Source organism: Peribacillus sp. NPDC058075, from assembly GCF_042885195.1.
GTDB lineage: Bacteria > Bacillota > Bacilli > Bacillales > DSM-1321 > Peribacillus.
Window position 1 is genome coordinate 2,587,325 of sequence record NZ_JBHVSL010000001.1, and the last position, 19,964, is coordinate 2,607,288.

The window sequence follows — 19,964 nt, forward strand, 5'->3', positions numbered from 1 at the left end:
GGGATTAACTATGTCAAAACAAATCGTCATCTTAGGTGCGGGTTACGCTGGATTGCTATCTGCCTTATCCGTACGTGAATATTACAAAAGAGATGAAGTGCAGGTTACCGTGGTGAACCAATTTCCAACGCACCAAATCATCACCGAATTGCACCGTCTTGCAGGCGGATCCATTTCCGAACAAGCCGTTTCCATTCCGTTGGAAAAGCTTTTCAAAGGAAAAGATATCGACCTTGTCATTTCCAAAGTGGAGTCTTTCTCAGTTGATAACAAAGAAGTGAAACTTGCCAATGGTTCCACTTTATCTTATGATGCCCTGGTTGTTGCTTTGGGAAGCCAAACAGGATTCTTCGGCATTCCGGGACTTGAGGAAAACAGCATGGTCTTGAAATCCGTTAATGATGCAAACAAGATCTACAAACATATCGAAGATCGCATTCGCGAATATGCCCAAACAAATAATGAAGCGGACGCAACCATCGTAATCGGCGGCGGCGGATTGACGGGCGTTGAGCTAATCGGTGAAATCGTGGATCATTTCCCTAAAATCGCTAAAAAATTCGGAGTGGATTTCAAGGATTTGAAAATCAAGCTTGTGGAAGCTGGTCCAAAAATCCTTCCGGTCCTGCCTGATCACTTGATCGAACGTGCGATGACAAGCTTGGAAGCACGCGGCGTTGAGTTCTTGACAGGTCTGCCTGTAACGGGTGTTAAAGGCAATCAAATCGAATTGAAAGACGGACAAACGATAACGGCCAATACGCTTGTTTGGACAGGCGGAGTTGCGGCTCTTCCTATCGTAGGCGAATCAGGCCTTGAAGTGGACCGCGGCAAAGCAACTGTTAATGAGTATTTGCAATCCAAATCCCATAAAGACGTATTCGTTGTCGGGGACAGTGCCGTTGCTTTCCCTCCAGAAGGCGGCCGTCCATACGCTCCTACTGCTCAAAATGCTTGGCAAATGGGTGAGCTTGTTGGTTACAACCTATTTGCATCCTTTGAAGGCAAGAAACTTGAAGAATTCTCACCTGTAAACTCAGGTACACTTGCGAGCCTTGGCCGTAAGGATGCGGTGGCAACGGTTGGGGCCAATAACACGTCCCTTAAAGGCCTTCCGGCTACATTGATGAAAGAAGCAAGTAATGTTCGCTATCTATCACACATCAAAGCCCTATTCAGCTTGGCTTATTAATTTTTAAGATATAGCCTCATTAAATTTAAGAGGACCATTCATCATTTGGATGAATGGTCCTCATTTGCAATTAAAGGGCTATATTTATCGAAATCAAATGCTAACCTGGTTGATGCTGAATCTAAGGAAAAATCCCTCAGGTAATTTTGCATTTGTCAAGATCCGGGTTTCTTTTAAGCGTTTATCATTATAAGAGGAGACTTCCATCAATTCTTCATCCATATAAGCAGGATGAGTCATGATCTCCACGCTCGCCCCATCCATTACCCTCCCCTTCAAGTTTTGAAAGTAATCTTCAACCACCATTTCTCCATAAAAATCATCCAGGAATACATCTGTAACGGTTTGAATCCCAGCAAGTTGCGTTCCGGCATTACGCACTGGCAATCCATATTTATCTGACAGCTTTTTAATAACCGGTAGAAATGCTGTGATCCCATGTACATGATGATGGCTGTCAAAATGAGTCGGGAATAGACCAAATTCCAAGAATCTTTCGATTTGTGCTGACCACTCCCTCTCCAATTCGCTCAAGGAAATACCAGCCGGGTCCCCATATACCAACCCCTGCTTCTTAAAGAAACCAGATTCGTCAACCAAACTCGGAACATCACTCAACAATGGTTTCCCCCATGTCAGCACTAAGTGTATACCTACCTTCAACGATGGTGTCTTCTTTGCGATTTCAATCGCATGCTCTGTTGCTTTCGCATTCATCATGATCGTTGCCGAATTGACAATTCCATATTTGTGGCTATCCAAAATCCCATAATTCACCGCTTTAGTTAACCCGAAATCATCTGCATTTACAAGGACTTCAATCATGATAAATTATCCTGCAACTCCTTTTTTTCAAAAAACTGCGGCAGATACTCTTTATGTGCCTCCAGCATTTCGTCTAAGATAAGCTTTGCAACCCGGTCACTTGGAACGAGCGGATTGATCGTCATGGCAAGCAACGCAGTATCATAGTCCCCCGAAATTGCAGCTTCAATGGCTACCCTTTCAAAGGATTTGATTTGCTGTATTAATCCGCGGACAGCGACAGGAAGCTCTCCTACATTGATTGGCTTAGGACCATCCTTAGTTATCACGCAACTGGTTTCGATCGCCGAGCCGTAAGGGATGCCTTCAATCGCACCATGATTGACCGTATTTACCGCTTGAATATCTCGCTTATCCGTATGCATCGAGCAAATCAACCGCACAGCCGCATCGCTGTAATACGCACCTCCGCGCTCTTCTAGCTGCGGCGGCTTGATAGCCAGATCCTGGTCTTTGTATAACTCGAATAAACCTGCTTCAAGTCTTTGAACGACCTCTGCACGTGTTTCCCCTTTTTCTGCATCCTTCAATTCTTGGGCCAGCACATCTCCCGTTTTGTAATAGTAGTTATGGTATGGACACGGAAACAGGTTTAACGCTCTAAGGAATTCCGGCTCCCAGCCCATTGCATGGATATTCTTCATCGTGACAGCTTTAGCTGGATCCGTAATTAAATTGATGATTTGATCTTTGACACTCTCGCCATCAACGAATACATCCAATCCGTAAACCATATGGTTCAAGCCAGCAAAGTCGATCCGGACTCTTGATGGCTCCACATCCATCAAATCCGCAACACCTCGTTCCATACCAATCGGCACATTGCAAAGTCCGATGATTTTGGAAATATTACTGTGACGCAGAACTGCTTCCGTTACCATTCCTGCAGGATTCGTGAAGTTAATCAGCCATGCTTCCGGACATAATTCCTCCATTTCATGAGCAATATCCAAAATGACGGGAATCGTTCTAAAAGCCTTGAAAAGCCCGCCAGGTCCATTCGTCTCCTGTCCGATCACTCCGTGTTTCAATGGAATCTTTTCATCAAGTGCCCTTGCTGCGAGCTGGCCAACCCGCAGCTGGGTTGTTACATAATCTGCACCTTTAAGCGCTTTCTTTCTATCTAGCGTGAGGTGGACATCAATATTCACACCAGCCTTTTCAATCATCCTTCTTGCCAAATTCCCGACAATTTCAAGCTTTTCCTTTCCCGCTTCGATGTCCACAAGCCAAATTTCACTCACGGGAAGTTCTTCATGATATTTGATGAAACCTTCGATCAGTTCAGGCGTATAGCTCGAACCTCCGCCAATCGTGACAATCTTCAGCCCCTTGTTCATTCAGCAGTCCTCTCCTTCACAGCATCTGCATGCAGGAATTCTTCGCGTAGGTCAATCATTTCAATGGCAAGATCCTTTAAAGTCATCGCTGTCATTAAATGATCTTGGGCATGCACCAGGATAATGGGAAGATCAAAATGGTCCCCGCCAGCTTCAGCATGGATTAATTGGGTTTGGTATTTATGCGCTTGCAGTAATTCCGTTTCAGCCTCGGCTATTTTCACGCGGGCAGAATCAAAATTCCTTTTCTTTGCTTCCTGCATCGCTTCCATTGCAAAGCTTCTCGCATTCCCGCTATATAAAATCAATTGAAAGGATAGTTGGTATAATTCTTCTTTTTCCATTTTCATCACTACTTTCTTAAACGCTTAGCGTTTCTGAATCTTTTGTAAGCTCTGTTTTATTTTTGGTATCTATCTTCACTTGAGCATAAACGAATGGTAAATAAATCGCTGTTGAAATGACTAAGTTGATCGCAGCCAAGACCGCTCCAGACATATGCCCGCCTGTGGCCAGGAATCCACCAACAATCGGAGGGGTAACCCAAGGAATCTTAGCAACGATCGGGAAAACCATTCCGCTGCTTACCGCAATATAAGAGATCACCGTTGTAATTACCGGGCCAAGAACAAATGGGATGAACCACATTGGATTCAGAACGATAGGCAAACCGAAAAGAATGGGTTCGTTAATCTGGAACAATCCTGGTGCCCCTCCGAGTGCAATCATCTGTTTATACCGTTTCCGGCCGGCAATGATCATGGCAATGATGAGGCCCAATGTTGCACCAGATCCGCCTAAATAAACAAATGCATCCAGGAAAGAACCCGCCAATACCCCGTATTGGTCCATGTCTTTGACGCCTTTTGCATATAAATCGATATTCTTCACTCCCGAACTTTCAAAAAGCGGTGTCGTTATCCCGCCAAGGATATTGGGTCCATGCAAACCGATCATCCATAATAAATGAACAAGAAAAACTAGTAAAATAGCGAATGGCAATGAATCTACTGCACTTTGTAATGGAGATACAATCACTTTACTCAACCAGTCATTCAATACCTGCCCCTCTGTAGCTTTACGGAATAGCAGTCCGAATATACCAGCGATAAAGATCGTTGCCATACCCGGCACTAACTTTGCAAAAGAACGGGCAACCGCAGGAGGTACCCCATCAGGAAGCTTGATGACTAAATACTTCACTCGGGAAAGTCTCACAAATATTTCAGTGGCTACCAAGGCAACGACAATTCCTGTAAATAGAGCTGTAGCATTAAAATAGTTCACGCTTACAAAACCCCAGGCCCCGCCTGTAACATCCTTATCATCGATGGTTAAAGTGACATTTCCGATTTGAGGCAATAATAAGAAGAAACAGGCTGCGGATACCAGCATCGCTTCAAAACCATCGTCACCGTATGATCGTGCCAATTTGTAAGAGATGCCGAATACAGCGAATACCGTCATGAATGCAAAGGTTCCAAACCAAATATCTCCGCCGAGCGTATTCCATGCAGGACCGAAGATGGCCTCCATCATTCTTCCGTAAGGCTTGATGACTTGCCCTAAATTATTAAACAGGACGGCGAATGACCCGATCATTGTAATCGCTATCATTCCAATCAATGCGTCACGAATTGCCAGCAAATGCCGGTTATTTCCTACCTTTACCGCCCCAGGCATAATATACTTATCAATAAAAGTCATCATATCCTTATTCTCCTTTTATTAAAGTAGTGGCTTGTTTTAGCACTTCTTCACCATTACAAAGTCCATAGAACATTGGATTGATGGTTGCGACTGGAATTCCCTTTTCTTTTCCCGCTTCCTGAAGCTTAGAAAGAAGGTATCTAACCTGCGGACCTAATAAAATCACATCGGCCTTATCTATTTCATTGTTCACTTCTGTAGAACCAACCGCCCATATATGACACTCTACCCCTTGTTTTTTAGCACTTTCCTCCATCTTGGTAACTAATAAACTAGTAGACATCCCTGCAGAACAACATAATAAGATATTCATTGAAATTACCCCCCTTTTTTAATGATTGATTATTCAGTATTTTCAAGTAAGACTAAACCGCATTTAGTGTACTACTCATGTTACTTTGTTTTATCACTTCCCTTGAAAGGCTATGAAATGGGTATTATTACCCCATACATACATTGTAGTTACAAATTGGAAAAATATCAACACAATTTTTAATTTGTTACTACAAATTTTTGATTTAAAGTTGATTATTGAACTTATCCGAGATAATCTATATGTATAGATTGGGAATGAACATAGGAGGAATCACTGTGGAGACTATGAATAAAGAAGCGGCATTGCATTCCATAGTTAAGGAATCGATTATCGATCTCATAAAAAATGGCGAATATCAACCGAATACAAAATTACCGACCGAGGCTGAATTTTGTAAAATATACGGAGTAAGCAGGACAACAGTTCGTACGGCCTTACAGCAATTGAACGTCGAAGGCTACATCTACCGTGTTCAAGGCAAAGGGACCTTCGTTTCGGAGAATAAAGTGAAGCAATTTCTTTCAAGCACGGTTGAAAAATTCTCTGAGCAAGTCACGATGCAAGGAAAAAACCCTTCTACAAAGGTCATTAGCTTAAAGGTGATTGAAGCAAACGCCACCCTTGCCAAGCTTTTCAAACAAAATATTGGAGACCCCGTAAACAAACTGGAACGGATACGTTACGTTAACGACATCCCCCTTCAATATGAAATTGCCTTTCTCCCTTGGTATAAAACACCCGGGCTTAATATCGAAGCCTGTGAAAGATCACTTTTTAAAGTACTTGAGACACAATTCAATTTAAAAGTAAAAAAAACAGTCGAACACTTGGAGTTTTCACTTGCCGACGATTCCATTTCTGACAAATTGGATGTACCGAACGGTTCACCTTGTTTTTCATTGGAAACTTACACATATGAGAATGACGGATCGGTCATTGAATTCTCTAAAACTCTCTTTAGAGCCGATCGTGCGCACTTTGTCATCGAGCGCAACTATTGAAATAAGACGGATGCCTTATTAATTTAAGGCATCCTAGTCTGTAGACAAACTCGATTATTTTAAGTGTTTGTAAGATTGGAACGTTGAATTCCCTCCAGGCACTCCCTCCAATCAACTGGAACGTTTTTTTAATAAAAACTGCATGCAAACTTATTAGTCTTCTAGAGGCAATCATAACGATTGCCTCTTTTTGTTGTATATCTTATAGAGATTTACATAATTACAAATAAATACATTTCATGAGTAAAATTGACAAATATATCATAATCACCTAATCTAGAAGACTAGGAGATATCTCATACTATTAATTTATTAGGCAGGTGGATTTTATGTGCGGTTTTGTTGGATGTATTCACGAATATCCGAAAGCCATAAATTCAAATACGAAGGAAACGATTCAGAAGATGAACACGATCATTACCCATAGGGGCCCGGATGATGAAGGATATTACTTTGATGAGTTTGTGAATTTTGGATTTAGGAGATTAAGCATAATCGATATAGATAATGGTAACCAACCCCTTTCATATGAAAATGAAAGATATTGGATCATTTTCAATGGCGAAATCTATAATTATATTGAACTAAGAAAAGAACTCATTGATGAAGGATACGAGTTTACGACAGATTCTGATACGGAAGTAATATTGGCCCTCTTTAGTAGCCAAAAAGAGCAAACTGTCCAGACTGCGAGGCATGTTCTCTTTTGTCATTTGGGATAAAATCGAACTAAAGCTTTTTGGTGCAAGGGACCACTTTGGAATCAAGCCTTTTTTCTATTGTGAGCAAGATGATGTTACTTATTTTGCATCAGAAAAAAAGAGTATTTTGACAGCCATGAATGAAGAGCTGAATATGAATTCATTACAGCATTTTCTCAGTTTTCAATATGTCCCCGAACCATCGACGCTATCCAAGAATATCGAAAAGTTATTACCAGGGCATTATTTCACTAAAGAACCTGGAAAGAAAATGGATATAAAAAGTTTCTGGAAACCTATCTTTCATCCTTCCAATATAGACGATTCAAAGGTCATAAAAGAAATACAAGACACTATGATGGATTCCGTAAACGTCCATATGAGAAGTGATGTTCCAGTTGGATCTTTTTTATCGGGCGGGATTGATTCATCATTTATCTGCTCCATCGCAAAAGAGATTAACCCTAAGCTCAAAACTTTTTCTGTTGGGTTCGAAAGGGATGGATATAGTGAAATAAACATTGCACAGGAAACAGCAGCCGCCCTGAATGTAGAAAATATAAGCTATATCATAAGTCCTGAAGAATTCTTGGCGGAACTTCCGAAGATCATCTGGCATATGGATGACCCTTTAGCGGACCCCGCTGCCGTTCCACTATATTTTGTCGCCCGGGAAGCTAAAAAACACGTCAAGGTCGCCTTGTCCGGTGAGGGGGCAGATGAGTTATTCGGCGGATATAATATATACCGGGAGCCCCATTCCCTGCGCATGTTTTCCTATTTTCCAACACCATTGAACAAAGTGTTGAAGGCGATTTCCTCTGTTTTGCCTGAAGGTGTTAGAGGAAAGAGTTTTATAGAGCGTGGAGTGACACCTTTAGAAAACCGATATATCGGGAACGCCAACATATTCGGCGAGAAAGAGAAAAAACTAATACTTGTGAATTATCTCAACGGACTAGAAAATGAGAAAGTGACAAATCCCATCTATTCAAGTTCCTTAGGGTATGATCCTATAACCCAAATGCAGAACATTGATATTCAAACTTGGCTAAAAGGTGATATTTTATTGAAGGCAGATAAAATGTCCATGGCGAATTCTTTAGAGGTGAGAGTTCCCTTTTTGGATAAATGCGTTTTCAATACGGCTTCAAAACTTAATATGGATCAAAAGGTGAGAAATGGAACGACCAAATACATGCTCCGAAAAGCGGCCCGAGGGATCGTGCCGGAACATGTATGGAGCAGAAAAAAGCTAGGCTTTCCTGTTCCGATACGCCATTGGTTAAAGGATGAGTTATACGATTGGGCAGTAAGGTTAATCCAGGAAAGCCCGACTGACTACCTTTTTAATAAAGCGCATATTATAGAATTACTTGAAAGCCATGTAAATAATAAAGCGGACAACAGCCGGAAGCTCTGGACCATTTTGACGTTTATGACTTGGCATCAAATTTATATAGAAAAACAATATGAGCCCCATGCTTTGGGTTCCCTAGGTATACCTTCGCTACCATAGTAACACATGATTAATTTCAAAATTGCATTTAAAGTTTTTTCATATTGAAAAGGTTCTGAATTGTTGTATGTATGGAATCATTTTTGATAATTAAGGGCCAACATTACTGCGATTAAAAGCCCTCAATGAATATCATTGAGGGCTTTTAACCTCTCCACCATTATGCAATAGGGGAAAAGGGATTCTTTTTTGCTCAAGGCTAAGTTAAATCTTATCTACTGCTGCTGCTTTTTGAGCCATGTTTTTGTGACGTTAATCATTTCTTCTTGTTGTTTCTTGGCTGAAATAATTGCTTCATTATCTCCCTTTTGCTTTCCGTATACACCAAATTGACCGTGGTTTCCCCCCGCAATCATATGCATGTTTGCCTCTTTAGATAGTAAGTGCTTTGTCTTCATAATCTTCTCTACTGTAGATAGCCCATCATGTTCTGCATATAACGATAGCATTGGAACTTTCATTTTTGAAAAGTCATTCGAGTCACTGGGATATGAACCGAGAAGGATAATCCCTTCCACCTCTTTTGGATTTTCATAAGCATATGCGGAGGCGGCTACTCCTCCTAACGAGTGTCCAGCAACGTACCATTTCTCCACTGCTGGATAGGCATCTTTAGCTTCCGTCGCTTTATTTTTATCAAACAAAGCGAAATTGAACCTCATATTTGGGATAACGACTGTATATCCCTCTTTCGATAATTCTTTTGCATAATATCCGTATGCTTCCGGCTCAACCTTGGCACCTGGATACAGGACAATGCCCACTTTCTTGGTTTTTGTCGGTTCGAATGTAACAAACCCATATTCCTTTATTAGATTCCCCTTTCCAACTAAAGCATACAATTCATCTGATGGTTTGTATGTTTGTTCTGACCATATGTAAAAGCCGCCGAAAGCGATAATCATTAATAGAATTATACTAACGAGAATATTTTTAAAAACTTTTTTCATTTTATACCTCACTATTCCTAAGTTTTTTTCTAACTGTTTCTGTGCTATATATCCCACCTTATTAGGTGTAATCTGTACGAATCCTCTCTCTCTCTTTGTTTGAAAGCCAGCTATCAATCATTCCGGAATCCTCAATCTATGACGTATTCAATGGCTGCTTAATAGTAATATCGCTATTTATGGACATTTTTGATGCTTCCATCTTGTTTACATTTAAAGTTTCTAATGTAGACCCTTGATACTTATATAAACCACATATAAAGCCTACCCATTATAGTCTCCGATATAGGTATTTACAATCTTTCCTGAATATGAATTTCACATTAAACTAAAATTATATGTAAAGCTATTTCTTGTGATTTATATATATAGTATGAAAAAAACAAAATTGGGGGTGAAGAGTTGGATACTATTTTATATTTTTGTTATTCAATCGTTTATATTATTCTTTTTATCATGGGAATAATATTACTTCGACAGGAACGTAAACTCTTTTCGTATTCAAGCTTTCTTCTTCTAGTTACTTTCGGGCTTATCGTAGATAACTTAATTATTGCCTCCGGAAAGTTCATTGGCGATGGCCCTTTGTTAGAGTCATTAAATGCATTACGTTTCTGGAGTCATGGATTTATCACTCCCACATTGATCTTGTTTGGATGGGGAATGGCGAAAAGGATACATATCCCTTTTACAAAAAAAATGATAGCACTCTATTTTTTCCTTTTCCTTACAGCTGGACTTATCATCTATGAATTTATTGAAAATATGCATAAGACATTTGTACCAATCTACGAGTATGGCGTTTTAAGATATGTTAGTGAGGAATCTTCAGGCCCGCCTTTCATGGTGCTTATAGTAACCTTTATATTATTGGTAATCAGCATCAACATATATATAAGAACACGTTGGATTTGGATGCTTTTAGGGGTCATAATCATGATAGTCGGAAGTGCCATACCTATTCCCATAGAAAGTTCAGCTGTTACCAATGCATTTGAATTAATTTTTTTATGTTTACTATGGCTTACAAACTATAAGCTAGAACCTCGCTCCCTACAAACAAAGTGATTCATCCTTGAAAATGGAAGAGCATAAAACTATAAGATAAACAATGGTAATAATGATTCACAATTTGCTTTAAATACTCTTTGCACCCAAGCATCAATGAAAGATTGCTTGGGTGCTTTTATCACCAAAAAACGAGTATCCATTCAATTTAACAGTTGGTATATGACGAATTTCTCAAAAGGATTAGTTTCAGTCAAGCCAGGTAACATCACCTCATCCTTCAGTTCGAAGGCGGTTTGATTTTCGAGGAAAAAAATATAATCCTGTGAAGCATAAAATAAAATCAGTTCGATTTGGCGCGGTTCTTTTTCAAAGGAAAGTAATATATTATTGATGATTTTCATGAAGATCTGTACCGAGAATGGGTTAAAGAAATAAAAGCGATTGTCTTTCCTATCAATATCATATTCTTCCGCCAAGCAACACCGGAATTCTATATTGTTATGGTTGTTTTTCCTTTTCTTCATGTAGCCATTCAGGTTCTCGATCGCTTCTTTATAGAAGTTTTCATTCATCTCCACGCCAACCACAGATGATTGATATAAATGATGGATGAAAAAATTCAAGCGTCCTTTACCGCATCCAAAATCCACTAAGCGATCATTTCTTTTCAGTTCATATTTTTTGAATAAATGTTCTAATGCGCTGTAAGGCGTAGGTTCGTATCGGTGATAATGCAAAGAATCATTGAATTTTTTTTGTTCACCTTCCGTTTTGATGTTCAGCATTTCGTCATAATTCGTTTCTTCCATTGTTAATGCACCTGCTTCATGATTTTTCAATAAAGGGATTCCTAACTAAAAACCCCGGATAGGTTGATCTAATCCAGGGTAAGGTTTTGTTATAGGAATGTCCAGACAATTAATTGGATTTTGCTTTAGTTACATAATCATTAAAATCAGAGATGCTTGGGTTGGCCATATAATGACCGCCTTCCACTTGGATCGTCTGACCTGTAATGAACTTGGACTCATCAGATGCAAGGAATAGAACGGTATAACCGATATCATCCGCTTCACCATGATATGGCAATGCATTAAATTTGGCAAAAATATCGAGTACGGCCGGAGGCATATTATTTTTTGCTGCTGGAGTTAAAATAAGGCCCGGTGCCACTCCATTACAACGAATATGATTTTTACCATACTGTGCAGCGATATAACGGGTCAAATTCACTACCCCCGCTTTGGACGCACCATATGCAGAACGTACCGAGTCACCTGTAAATCCAGCCATGGAGGCCGTATTGATGATCGAACCTCCTCCCGCTTTAATCATGTGAGGAATCGCAAACCTGCTTCCCAATAGCACACTTTTTAAATTCACATCCATAAGTCGGTCCCATTCCTCCAAATCTAAATTCACGACATCCAGATCTTTATGCAGGTTCGTTAAACCCACATTATTAACAAGTACCGTAACCGTTCCATATTGTTCAATGGTAAAGTCGACTGCTGCCTGGATGGAATCTGCTTGCCCAGCATCCAAGAATACTCCAGCCGCTTCCCCACCTTGTTTTTTAATGTTTTCTGCTGCTTCTTTCGCTCCTGCTTCGTTAAAATCAGCAATTACGACTTTTGCGCCTTCTTTAGCCATTAGTGTCGATATGGATAACCCTATACCTGAAACTCCACCTGTCACTAATGCTACTTTACCTTGCACTCTTCCCATAATAATCCACCTGCTCTTCAAAAATATGAATATTTTTTCATGACCAATAGTACAAGAATACACCATATATAAAGTCGTTACAAATAATTATACTTGCAGTTCATTTCCGTAAACATGCAGATTATTAGAATCTGTAAACCTATGAAAAAGTTTAATTTACCAAATTTAAAACAGAAAAAAGCTGAAGCATCAAATGTGCTTCAGCTTTCTTCATTTTTCTTCTTCATCATCCCATATGATCCATTCATGAGCCTCAAGGATTTCCAGAAATTTCATCAAGCGAGGTAAGGCTGGTTCCGCTTCCTCACCAAAATGTTCACTCATCGCTTCAGAAATCTGATTGACATTTCTTTGGAACTCCATCTGTTTAATGGCATATGCCCCAAACTTATCAAGCTTGATTTTACGGACTGATGGTTGTTTAAAGAAACGAATGGTAATTCGTTCCACAAAATTGGTCCTTTGAATGACTAAAAAGGTTGCTTCCGAAGATTCTTGTACCATAGTGACGCGTTTTCCCAAAAGGGGAACCATGGTTAACAGGTTCCTCTTTTTTGATTGGCGTTTACGAAGCATCTTCTTTTTTCCCTTTGCTGGATACGAACCATAGCAATCCAGCTAGAGCAAGGAATAATAGGAAAGGTAGCAAATTGCTGGCTAATTTAGCCGCAGCCGGAACTTGGACACCTGCTGCGATCAATATGGCAATAAGTACACCAATCAATGATTCACCCGCTATTAAACCAGATGCAAATAATACACCTCTATCAACCCGTGCTTTAAGCGCTTCTTTTGTTTTCGAGAAGAACTCAACGAAGAAACGAATAAATCCACCGATCATGATTGGGGCACTAGTATGAACCGGCAAGTAAATGCCGACAGCAACAACAAGTGAATTTAGACCGAAAAATTCTAATGTGATTGAAATAGCCGCACCGATAAAGATGAGAGTCCAAGGTAAATCTCCCCCAAGGACACCTTCAGCAAGTATTTTCATTAGAGCCGCTTTAGGTGCAGGCAGTTCTGCAGAACCCATCGTATATGCGTTATCCATTAGAATCAGGATAAAACCAATGACTGAAGCTGACGCAACAACACCGATCATCATGGCAACTTGTTGCTTCCATGGTGTTCCGCCGACGATATATCCTGTTTTTAGATCTTGGGAAACATCACCTGAAACCGCAAGTGCTGTACAAATGATCGCGGCAACCGTTAAAGCGGCTACCATTCCCGTCGTACCAGTAAAACCAGTTGCTTTATAGACAATCGCTACAATCAATAGTGTGGCTATCGTCATTCCTGAGACTGGAGAAGAAGAACTACCGACGATTCCAACAACCCTTGAAGCCACTGTCACGAATAAAAATCCAAAAATCGCGATTGCAATCGCACCAATGATTCCTACATCTGTTATAGGTGTGAAAGCAATGATTAATATAACGATGATCGTTCCCAGCCAAACGTATTTAGCCGGTATGTCTTGTTCAGTACGGATAGATCCCGATTTTAGTTGTCCTTTATTGGCTTTTACGCCTTTAAAAGTATCAATAACTGAACTGAAAAGTATTGGCAATGTTTTGATCAATGTGATCAATCCGCCAGTTGCAACGGCACCAGCACCAATATAGCGTATATAATTATCCCAAATTCCCCATGCATCCAATTCACCGATCGGTACATCAGAAGGGAAAATGGCCGTTCCATTGCTTCCGCCAAAAAAGCTGATGGCCGGTATTAAAACAACCCAGGCTAATAAACCCCCACCTAGCATTTGTCCTGCAACACGCGGTCCGATAATATAACCTACACCCAAAAGGGAAGGAAAGGCATCAAGACCAACCACTGCATTTTTAAAATTCGTGATTCCTGTTTCAACCTCAGTCTTGAAAAGCTTAAACCCATCACCAAGCCCTTTAACCACACCGCCGATAACCAAACCGGCTCCGATTAGCTTGGCGCTTGTACCACCCTTTTCTCCTGACTTCAGGACCTCTGCACATGCCGTACCTTCAGGATAAGGCAATGTTTCATGTTCCCTTACAATCAAAAGCTGGCGAAGGGGAACCATCATGAAGACCCCTAAAAATCCCCCAGTTAATACAACGAAAATGATGAATGCTTGACTCACGTCCATGTCCCACATGAATAATGCCGGAATGGTAAATACAGCACCGGCACCAATAGCCTCACCTGCCGTGGTCATCGTTTGCACAATATTGTTTTCTAATATTGAATCCCTGCGAAAAACCCCTCTTAATATAGCCATTGAAATTACCGCTGCGGGTATTGAAGCAGAGACAGTTAAACCAATAAGTAGGCCTAAGTATGCATTTGCCGCCCCGAATACGATTGCAAGAATGATCCCTAGAATGATTGCAGTTGCAGTCAATTCCGGCAGAGATTTAGATGCAGAGACGTACGGGACGAATTTACTCTCTTTTGAATTGTTCGACAATTTAGCCACTTCCTATGTTAAACTTTAAAATCACAGAGAACATTATATCACTGTAATTTAAAGTCATGCAATGGGAAAATTACGCATATCAAAAGTTTGATTATATCAAAAATTCAGTTTAGTCGATTAGGTTTTAAAATATATAAAAATAATATTTTTCTAATAACCATCGGTTTTTGGCTTATTCGTTACACGAAGCTACTGCCTATCATTCATTCAATGACAGTATCATCAATACTCCTCCTTATTAGCTCCATAGGCAAATAGCCCACTGGGTTATTGCACATTAAAATGAGATCTAACATACCCTGAAAAATCAAGTCTTAAAAAAAGGAATGATAATTCATGGTCTCCTATATGGACTATACTTCACCATCCACACAATACTTTTTCGATATTAATAAAAGCAATTTAATGAAAAAAGACAACCAAAACTATATAAATATATTAGGTATCAAACAATTGAACACCCTCGAAAATGTTTCATTATTAGATATTTACCTTAGTACAGACAATGTCGTAGAACCGCATTATCACCAAAATGCAGCAGAGCTCGTGTATTGCATTTCTGGAGCGGCAACCGTTTCATTACTGAATCCTTTTACAAAGCAAATACAAAATTATCCCATTAATCCCGGTCAAGTAGCCAACGTCCCACAAGGTTGGTGGCATTATGAAGTAGCTAATACGGATAATACTCATTTGCTCGCCATTTTTAATGCACCAACACCTGAGGTGATCCTCGGTTCCGATCTATTGAAATTGACGCCAGCAAATATTATGGCCCATACTTATTGCATGGATGAAAACCAATGGAAAAAAGCAATTGCACCGGTTCAGCCATCAACATTCATCGGTCCGCCAGTCAACTGCCATCGAGCAGATGAAGAGAGGCAGCAATATCCTCAATATATTAATCACTATGATAACCAAGTGTATACTGCCCCGGCATACAACTATCAATACCAGCCCAATCCCCCATATTATTATTGAAGATAGTTGTCGTTAACATGATTAACCCTGTTCAAGGCCTATACACCTTCTTGGATGACGTCTAAGGGAGAACTTCATTACATAAAGGTTCTCCCTTGCTTTTCATTACATGACCCGTTTAAAAAGTCGAATTCATTTTCTTCGCCACATCTTACATTATGGCGGCAACCCGATGTTGTTTATGGGTGTAAAAAAATCCATAACATGCTTGGATACAATTATCCGTTATACAATCTACATATATTCTACCGAGTTTCTTTTTATAATATAAAAGATTCTCAAATTGATCCCCCTCAATAACAACAGATCATTCACTTCTGCGGTTGGCCAGGACTTTTAAAGGAATCTCCCCATATCAAAGTGTTCAATCCTAATACTTTGTATCTTTCTGGAATTTGGTTTTTTATATTTTCATAAGTCCTTTAAACTTCATCAACTGACCGATTTGCAATGGTATTAACTATTTAGTTTTTTTGAAGTGGAGTGACCAAGACCAATACTTGATTCGGTCCGGTACGCTTTAATACAAAATATCCTTTCTCCGCTTTTGTTGCGACTCCATCATCATTTGGCCAGCAATATCCATGAGTTTCACATGTTCCATCATCTCGAACCCGTATTTGACCAATTAGCCCTACAGCCACCCATTCTTGTCGGTTTACACGAGAAACGTATTCTTGGTTAGGGTTCCAATCCGGATTAAGGATGGGTTGCTTTACTGTACTTTCTGGAATAATCACATTCCCTTTTTTATCTTTTTGGGGTGGAAGAGTGACATCATGGTATTTTTTTCTTCCCCATTCATCGATTTGATATTTCCCTTGCCAGCGCAAACCTCCACTATTCCCCAATACACCAGGTGTTGCACTAGTAATGCCCAAAATAAAAGGGGCGGTTGAAGTGGCTTTCTGAATTTTGTCTTCATTTGATGCTACAACAAAGTAGCCAACATCAATTGGGTTTCCATCAGCAGTTTCAAACATCTCTGCGTAATCACCCGCCGGAGTGCCATATGCCCCATCAATGAACATATTACCGTTATTCAGAAGTTTTCCAACTAGTCCTGTAGTGTCATACGGCTCTGCTCCGAAAGCTACATTCCACGAAAAAGTTGGGTCACCATCTAAATCGTTAACAGCTCCGTTTCTTCCCATAATATGGGCTCCTTCAAAACCATTTGTTGAGGTAAAGTTACCTTCAGCATGGGAGGTATCACCACTGGCGATTGTTCCTACTCCCTCTGCATGTGAAGTAAGGCCGCTGGAGAATGTTGCAACGCCTTCTGCGTGGGAAAAGTTTCCGCTTGCTACCGGTCCTGGTAAAATGGTTATGTCTGGAGTTCCCCCTTCCGCATGAGACGCAAATCCACTTGCTGTTGTACCAACTCCTTCCGCGTGAGCACTATTCCCACTGGCCAACGTTGGAGTTGGATTGCCTACTTGATCAATTGCTCCACCCTCAGCGTGTGAGGCCCTTCCACTAGCCGTTGTACCTTCCCCTTCGGCATGGGCATTCAACCCCAGTGTCGAATCATTTGCATTTCCCGTAGTGGTCAGGAAGCCTTCTGCATGCGAATTTTCCCCAAATGCCCTTGTTTCTCTCCCTTCGGCATGGGAAGCTGATCCACTGGCGTTTGTAGCAACCCCCTCGGAATGAGAAGCTTCTCCACTGGCAGATGTACTTTGCCCTTCCGTGTGAGAACGATTTCCACTGGCTACTGAACCCTCCCCTTCGGCATGGGAAGCATTTCCACTGGCGGTTGTACTTAACCCTTCCGCGTGGGAAGCAAATCCACTCGCAGTTGTATTGACGCTTTCTGCATGAGAACCAATTCCACTGGAAATTGTACTAATTCCTTCAGCATGGGCAGCAGGATTACTGGCAGAGGTTTGGAAGCCTTCTGCGTGTGCAGCAGGTCCACTAGCTGTTGTCCCTATGCCTTCTGCGTGAGCACCATCCCCGCTTGCTAAGGTGGGAACTGGATTACCCATTTGATCTACTCCGCCTCCTTCCGCATGGGAGGCCCTGCCGCTTGCTGTATTTCCTTCTCCTTCCGCATGTGCGTTAACACCGCTGATTGTTGTTTGCGTATTCAAACCTTCTGTATGTGAATTAGCTCCGGCTGCTGTTGTATTGTTACCTTCTGCATGCGAATTATCTTCACTTGCATTTGTTGCAAAACCTTCCGCATGTGAGGCAACTCCGCTTGCTGTCGTAGTAGTTCCCTCTGCGTGTGCCGTATTAGCTGTGGCCGTTGTCCGAAACCCTTCCGCATGGGAGGAGATTCCCGTCGCAATTGTTTCACTTCCTTCCGCATGGGAAGTATTTGCACTAGCGGTAGTCAGATATCCCTCCGCGTGGGAAGCTACCCCGCTTGCTGTCGTAGTAGTTCCCTCTGCGTGTGCCGTATCAGCTGTTGTTTCGGTATCATACCCTTCTGTGTGTGCTGCATTACCACCTGAAGTTGTGGTACTTCCTTCCGCATGAGAAGCAGTCCCGTTAACAATTGTATTCATTCCTTCAGCATGAGAGGCTGTCCCATTAGCAGTTGTATTGATTCCTTCCGCTTCCGAACAAGTCCCTATCGGATTTTGGTTACATCCATTTGCCATTATCGTTCTCCATTCTTATAAAATTTTTTCATATTAAAAAATCTATATTATGTTATGCATATTTCAAAAAATGGTATAGACAAGCTTCATTTACTAAATAGCCCATATAGGATTTTGACTTGATAATTGCGTTGTTGTAATAATTAGTGGTCTATCACGGAGATTATATCTTGAATACAGGACTCTTCAGCAGAAAGCTTTTCAAACGCTTTGTTAAAGATTATGACCCATAATTGTAATCATTTAACGAAAAAAGCAAGGAGAACCCTATTACTTTAATGTTTATCTATTGCTTTTAATTACATGATCCGTTTTTTACTTCGCCACATCCTTACATTTGGTGTCCACCCAATGTGGTTTATGGGTATTTAAAAATCCATAACATGCTTGGATACAATTATCCGTTATATAATCTAAATATATTCTACCGAGTTTCTTCTTATAATATAAGAAATTCTCAAATTACTCCCCCTAATACAGCAACAGATTATTCAGTTTGCGGTTGGCTCAGAACTACTCCTATCTTTAAAAGAACCTCCAACTATCAAAATGCTCAATCTAGTTCTATAAAATTTAATCATCTGTGGCTTAATAGTGCATCACAGGTTCTATCTAAAAAGGAATTATTGAAATTTTATAAATGCAAATAAATTAAAACATTTTTTTGGATAAATATAAGAAATCACCTTACAATTGAAAAAGCCTATAAATAGTTGAGATTTTACTGTTGTATGATTTATTTGAGAAGAATGAAACTAAGTAATATGGAGAGTGTGATACTTGGAGTCTATTTTTGAAGAATTCGAAGATATGGATTTTGATGAATATAACCTAAATGAATTAACAGAAGGAGATATCCTTGATGCTGAAACAAATTTAAACATTAAACTCCCAAAAGAATATATTGAACTATTAAAAATTCAAAATGGAGGATATTTAAAATACAACGCATTACCAGTGAGTTTTAAAAATTCCTATGCTGATAATCATATTGCTGTAGACTTTCTGTTTGGAATTAAAGAGAATGAAGGAATTTACAAATCAAAATACCTTCTTAATGAATGGGGAATTAAAGAAAAAGAATTTGTAACAATCTCTGGAGATGGACACACGTGGATTGTATTAGATTATAGAAAAAATAAAGATGAACCAGAAATAACTTTTATAGACATTGAAGAGAATAGAACTTCTGTTATCTTTAAGACTTTTAAAGAAATGATTGAAAATTTATATGAACCGCCAACAGAAGATTTGTCCGATTACATTGGTGGATATGAGTTATCCGTTGAACGTGCAAAAGAATTGTGTAAAAGTATAGATACTGAGGACATTTTAGATGGTATAAGCATATGGGCATGTAGTTATAAAGATTTAACAGAACTCGCATCTACACTGATTATGTTCCTTGAAACTAACTCAGATATATATATTCAAGAAAGCGCATCTCAAAATTTAGTTGAATTAATCAGCGATGAGTTTGTAACTGATGAAAACATAATAAAAAAAGCGTTGCATATTTTAGGCTCTGTAGAAGAAAGGGAAATCAATAGTGATATAAAGTATTCACACAAGTTATTACTTGACTTTATAAACAGGAACTAACTCAGT

General features: G+C 40.0%; 16 protein-coding genes and 1 pseudogene. 6 read left to right on the forward strand and 11 right to left on the reverse strand.

Features of this window, described 5'->3' with window-relative positions:
* Positions 1 to 10: 10 nt before the first annotated feature.
* Positions 11 to 1,192: an NAD(P)/FAD-dependent oxidoreductase gene (locus ACFVS1_RS12860; protein WP_387547898.1), complete on the forward strand. Its 1,182-nt coding sequence runs from the start codon at positions 11 to 13 to the stop codon at positions 1,190 to 1,192.
* 93 nt (positions 1,193 to 1,285) lie between these two features.
* Here ACFVS1_RS12860 and chbG read toward each other — a convergent pair whose 3' ends face one another.
* The 5 genes from chbG to ACFVS1_RS12885 are packed head-to-tail and all read right to left on the reverse strand — an operon-like array spanning position 1,286 to position 5,380.
* Complete coding sequence (gene chbG, locus ACFVS1_RS12865; RefSeq protein ID WP_352921329.1) at positions 1,286 to 2,017, reverse strand: chitin disaccharide deacetylase; 732 nt, start codon at positions 2,015 to 2,017, stop codon at positions 1,286 to 1,288.
* The gene (locus ACFVS1_RS12870; RefSeq protein ID WP_387547902.1) at positions 2,014 to 3,357 is read right to left on the reverse strand and encodes a 6-phospho-beta-glucosidase; all 1,344 of its coding nucleotides are present in this window, start codon (positions 3,355 to 3,357) and stop codon (positions 2,014 to 2,016) included. The genes chbG and ACFVS1_RS12870 overlap by 4 nt, the downstream gene beginning before the upstream one ends.
* Positions 3,354 to 3,701: a PTS sugar transporter subunit IIA gene (locus tag ACFVS1_RS12875; RefSeq protein WP_214750952.1), complete on the reverse strand. Its 348-nt coding sequence runs from the start codon at positions 3,699 to 3,701 to the stop codon at positions 3,354 to 3,356. Before ACFVS1_RS12875 ends, ACFVS1_RS12870 begins: the two co-directional genes overlap by 4 nt.
* A gap of 16 nt (positions 3,702 to 3,717) precedes the next feature.
* Complete coding sequence (locus ACFVS1_RS12880; RefSeq protein ID WP_352921334.1) at positions 3,718 to 5,067, reverse strand: PTS sugar transporter subunit IIC; 1,350 nt, start codon at positions 5,065 to 5,067, stop codon at positions 3,718 to 3,720.
* 4 nt (positions 5,068 to 5,071) lie between these two features.
* Complete coding sequence (locus ACFVS1_RS12885) at positions 5,072 to 5,380, reverse strand: PTS sugar transporter subunit IIB (protein WP_048684685.1); 309 nt, start codon at positions 5,378 to 5,380, stop codon at positions 5,072 to 5,074.
* Positions 5,381 to 5,667: 287 nt separating this feature from the next.
* Between ACFVS1_RS12885 and ACFVS1_RS12890 the strand changes: the two genes are divergently transcribed.
* On the forward strand, positions 5,668 to 6,384 hold the full coding sequence (locus tag ACFVS1_RS12890; RefSeq protein ID WP_241591321.1) for a GntR family transcriptional regulator: 717 nt from the start codon (positions 5,668 to 5,670) through the stop codon (positions 6,382 to 6,384).
* A gap of 329 nt (positions 6,385 to 6,713) precedes the next feature.
* A pseudogene (gene asnB, locus ACFVS1_RS12895) lies at positions 6,714 to 8,604 on the forward strand (asparagine synthase (glutamine-hydrolyzing)).
* Positions 8,605 to 8,819: 215 nt separating this feature from the next.
* Here the strand turns inward: asnB and ACFVS1_RS12900 are convergent.
* Positions 8,820 to 9,554: an alpha/beta fold hydrolase gene (locus tag ACFVS1_RS12900; protein WP_387547905.1), complete on the reverse strand. Its 735-nt coding sequence runs from the start codon at positions 9,552 to 9,554 to the stop codon at positions 8,820 to 8,822.
* A 402-nt stretch (positions 9,555 to 9,956) separates the two neighbouring features.
* Here ACFVS1_RS12900 and ACFVS1_RS12905 point away from each other — a divergent pair, with 402 nt between their 5' ends.
* The gene (locus ACFVS1_RS12905) at positions 9,957 to 10,622 is read left to right on the forward strand and encodes a hypothetical protein (protein ID WP_387547907.1); all 666 of its coding nucleotides are present in this window, start codon (positions 9,957 to 9,959) and stop codon (positions 10,620 to 10,622) included.
* Positions 10,623 to 10,765: 143 nt separating this feature from the next.
* Here ACFVS1_RS12905 and ACFVS1_RS12910 read toward each other — a convergent pair whose 3' ends face one another.
* The 4 genes from ACFVS1_RS12910 to ACFVS1_RS12925 form a co-directional block, all read right to left on the reverse strand.
* Positions 10,766 to 11,374: an SAM-dependent methyltransferase gene (locus ACFVS1_RS12910; protein WP_387549345.1), complete on the reverse strand. Its 609-nt coding sequence runs from the start codon at positions 11,372 to 11,374 to the stop codon at positions 10,766 to 10,768.
* A gap of 109 nt (positions 11,375 to 11,483) precedes the next feature.
* Entirely contained in the window at positions 11,484 to 12,293 is an 810-nt protein-coding gene (locus ACFVS1_RS12915; protein WP_387547909.1) for an SDR family NAD(P)-dependent oxidoreductase, read from the reverse strand.
* A gap of 210 nt (positions 12,294 to 12,503) precedes the next feature.
* Positions 12,504 to 12,869 carry a PqqD family protein gene (locus ACFVS1_RS12920; protein ID WP_387547910.1) on the reverse strand — a complete coding sequence of 122 codons (366 nt, stop codon included), beginning with the start codon at positions 12,867 to 12,869 and terminating at the stop codon, positions 12,504 to 12,506.
* A complete protein-coding gene (locus tag ACFVS1_RS12925; RefSeq protein WP_352921347.1) occupies positions 12,859 to 14,751 on the reverse strand; it encodes an OPT family oligopeptide transporter in 1,893 nt (630 codons plus the stop codon). Before ACFVS1_RS12925 ends, ACFVS1_RS12920 begins: the two co-directional genes overlap by 11 nt.
* 345 nt (positions 14,752 to 15,096) lie before the next feature.
* Here ACFVS1_RS12925 and ACFVS1_RS12930 point away from each other — a divergent pair, with 345 nt between their 5' ends.
* Positions 15,097 to 15,744, forward strand: a complete 648-nt coding sequence (locus tag ACFVS1_RS12930) for a cupin domain-containing protein (RefSeq protein ID WP_387547913.1) — start codon at positions 15,097 to 15,099, stop codon at positions 15,742 to 15,744.
* Positions 15,745 to 16,208: 464 nt separating this feature from the next.
* On the opposite strand, the gene ACFVS1_RS12935 is transcribed toward ACFVS1_RS12930, so the two are convergent.
* Positions 16,209 to 18,356 carry a peptidase G2 autoproteolytic cleavage domain-containing protein gene (locus ACFVS1_RS12935; protein ID WP_387547916.1) on the reverse strand — a complete coding sequence of 716 codons (2,148 nt, stop codon included), beginning with the start codon at positions 18,354 to 18,356 and terminating at the stop codon, positions 16,209 to 16,211.
* Positions 18,357 to 19,136: 780 nt separating this feature from the next.
* On the opposite strand from ACFVS1_RS12935, the gene ACFVS1_RS12940 reads away from it, so the two are divergent.
* The gene (locus ACFVS1_RS12940; RefSeq protein WP_387547918.1) at positions 19,137 to 19,958 is read left to right on the forward strand and encodes an SMI1/KNR4 family protein; all 822 of its coding nucleotides are present in this window, start codon (positions 19,137 to 19,139) and stop codon (positions 19,956 to 19,958) included.
* Positions 19,959 to 19,964: the final 6 nt, after the last annotated feature.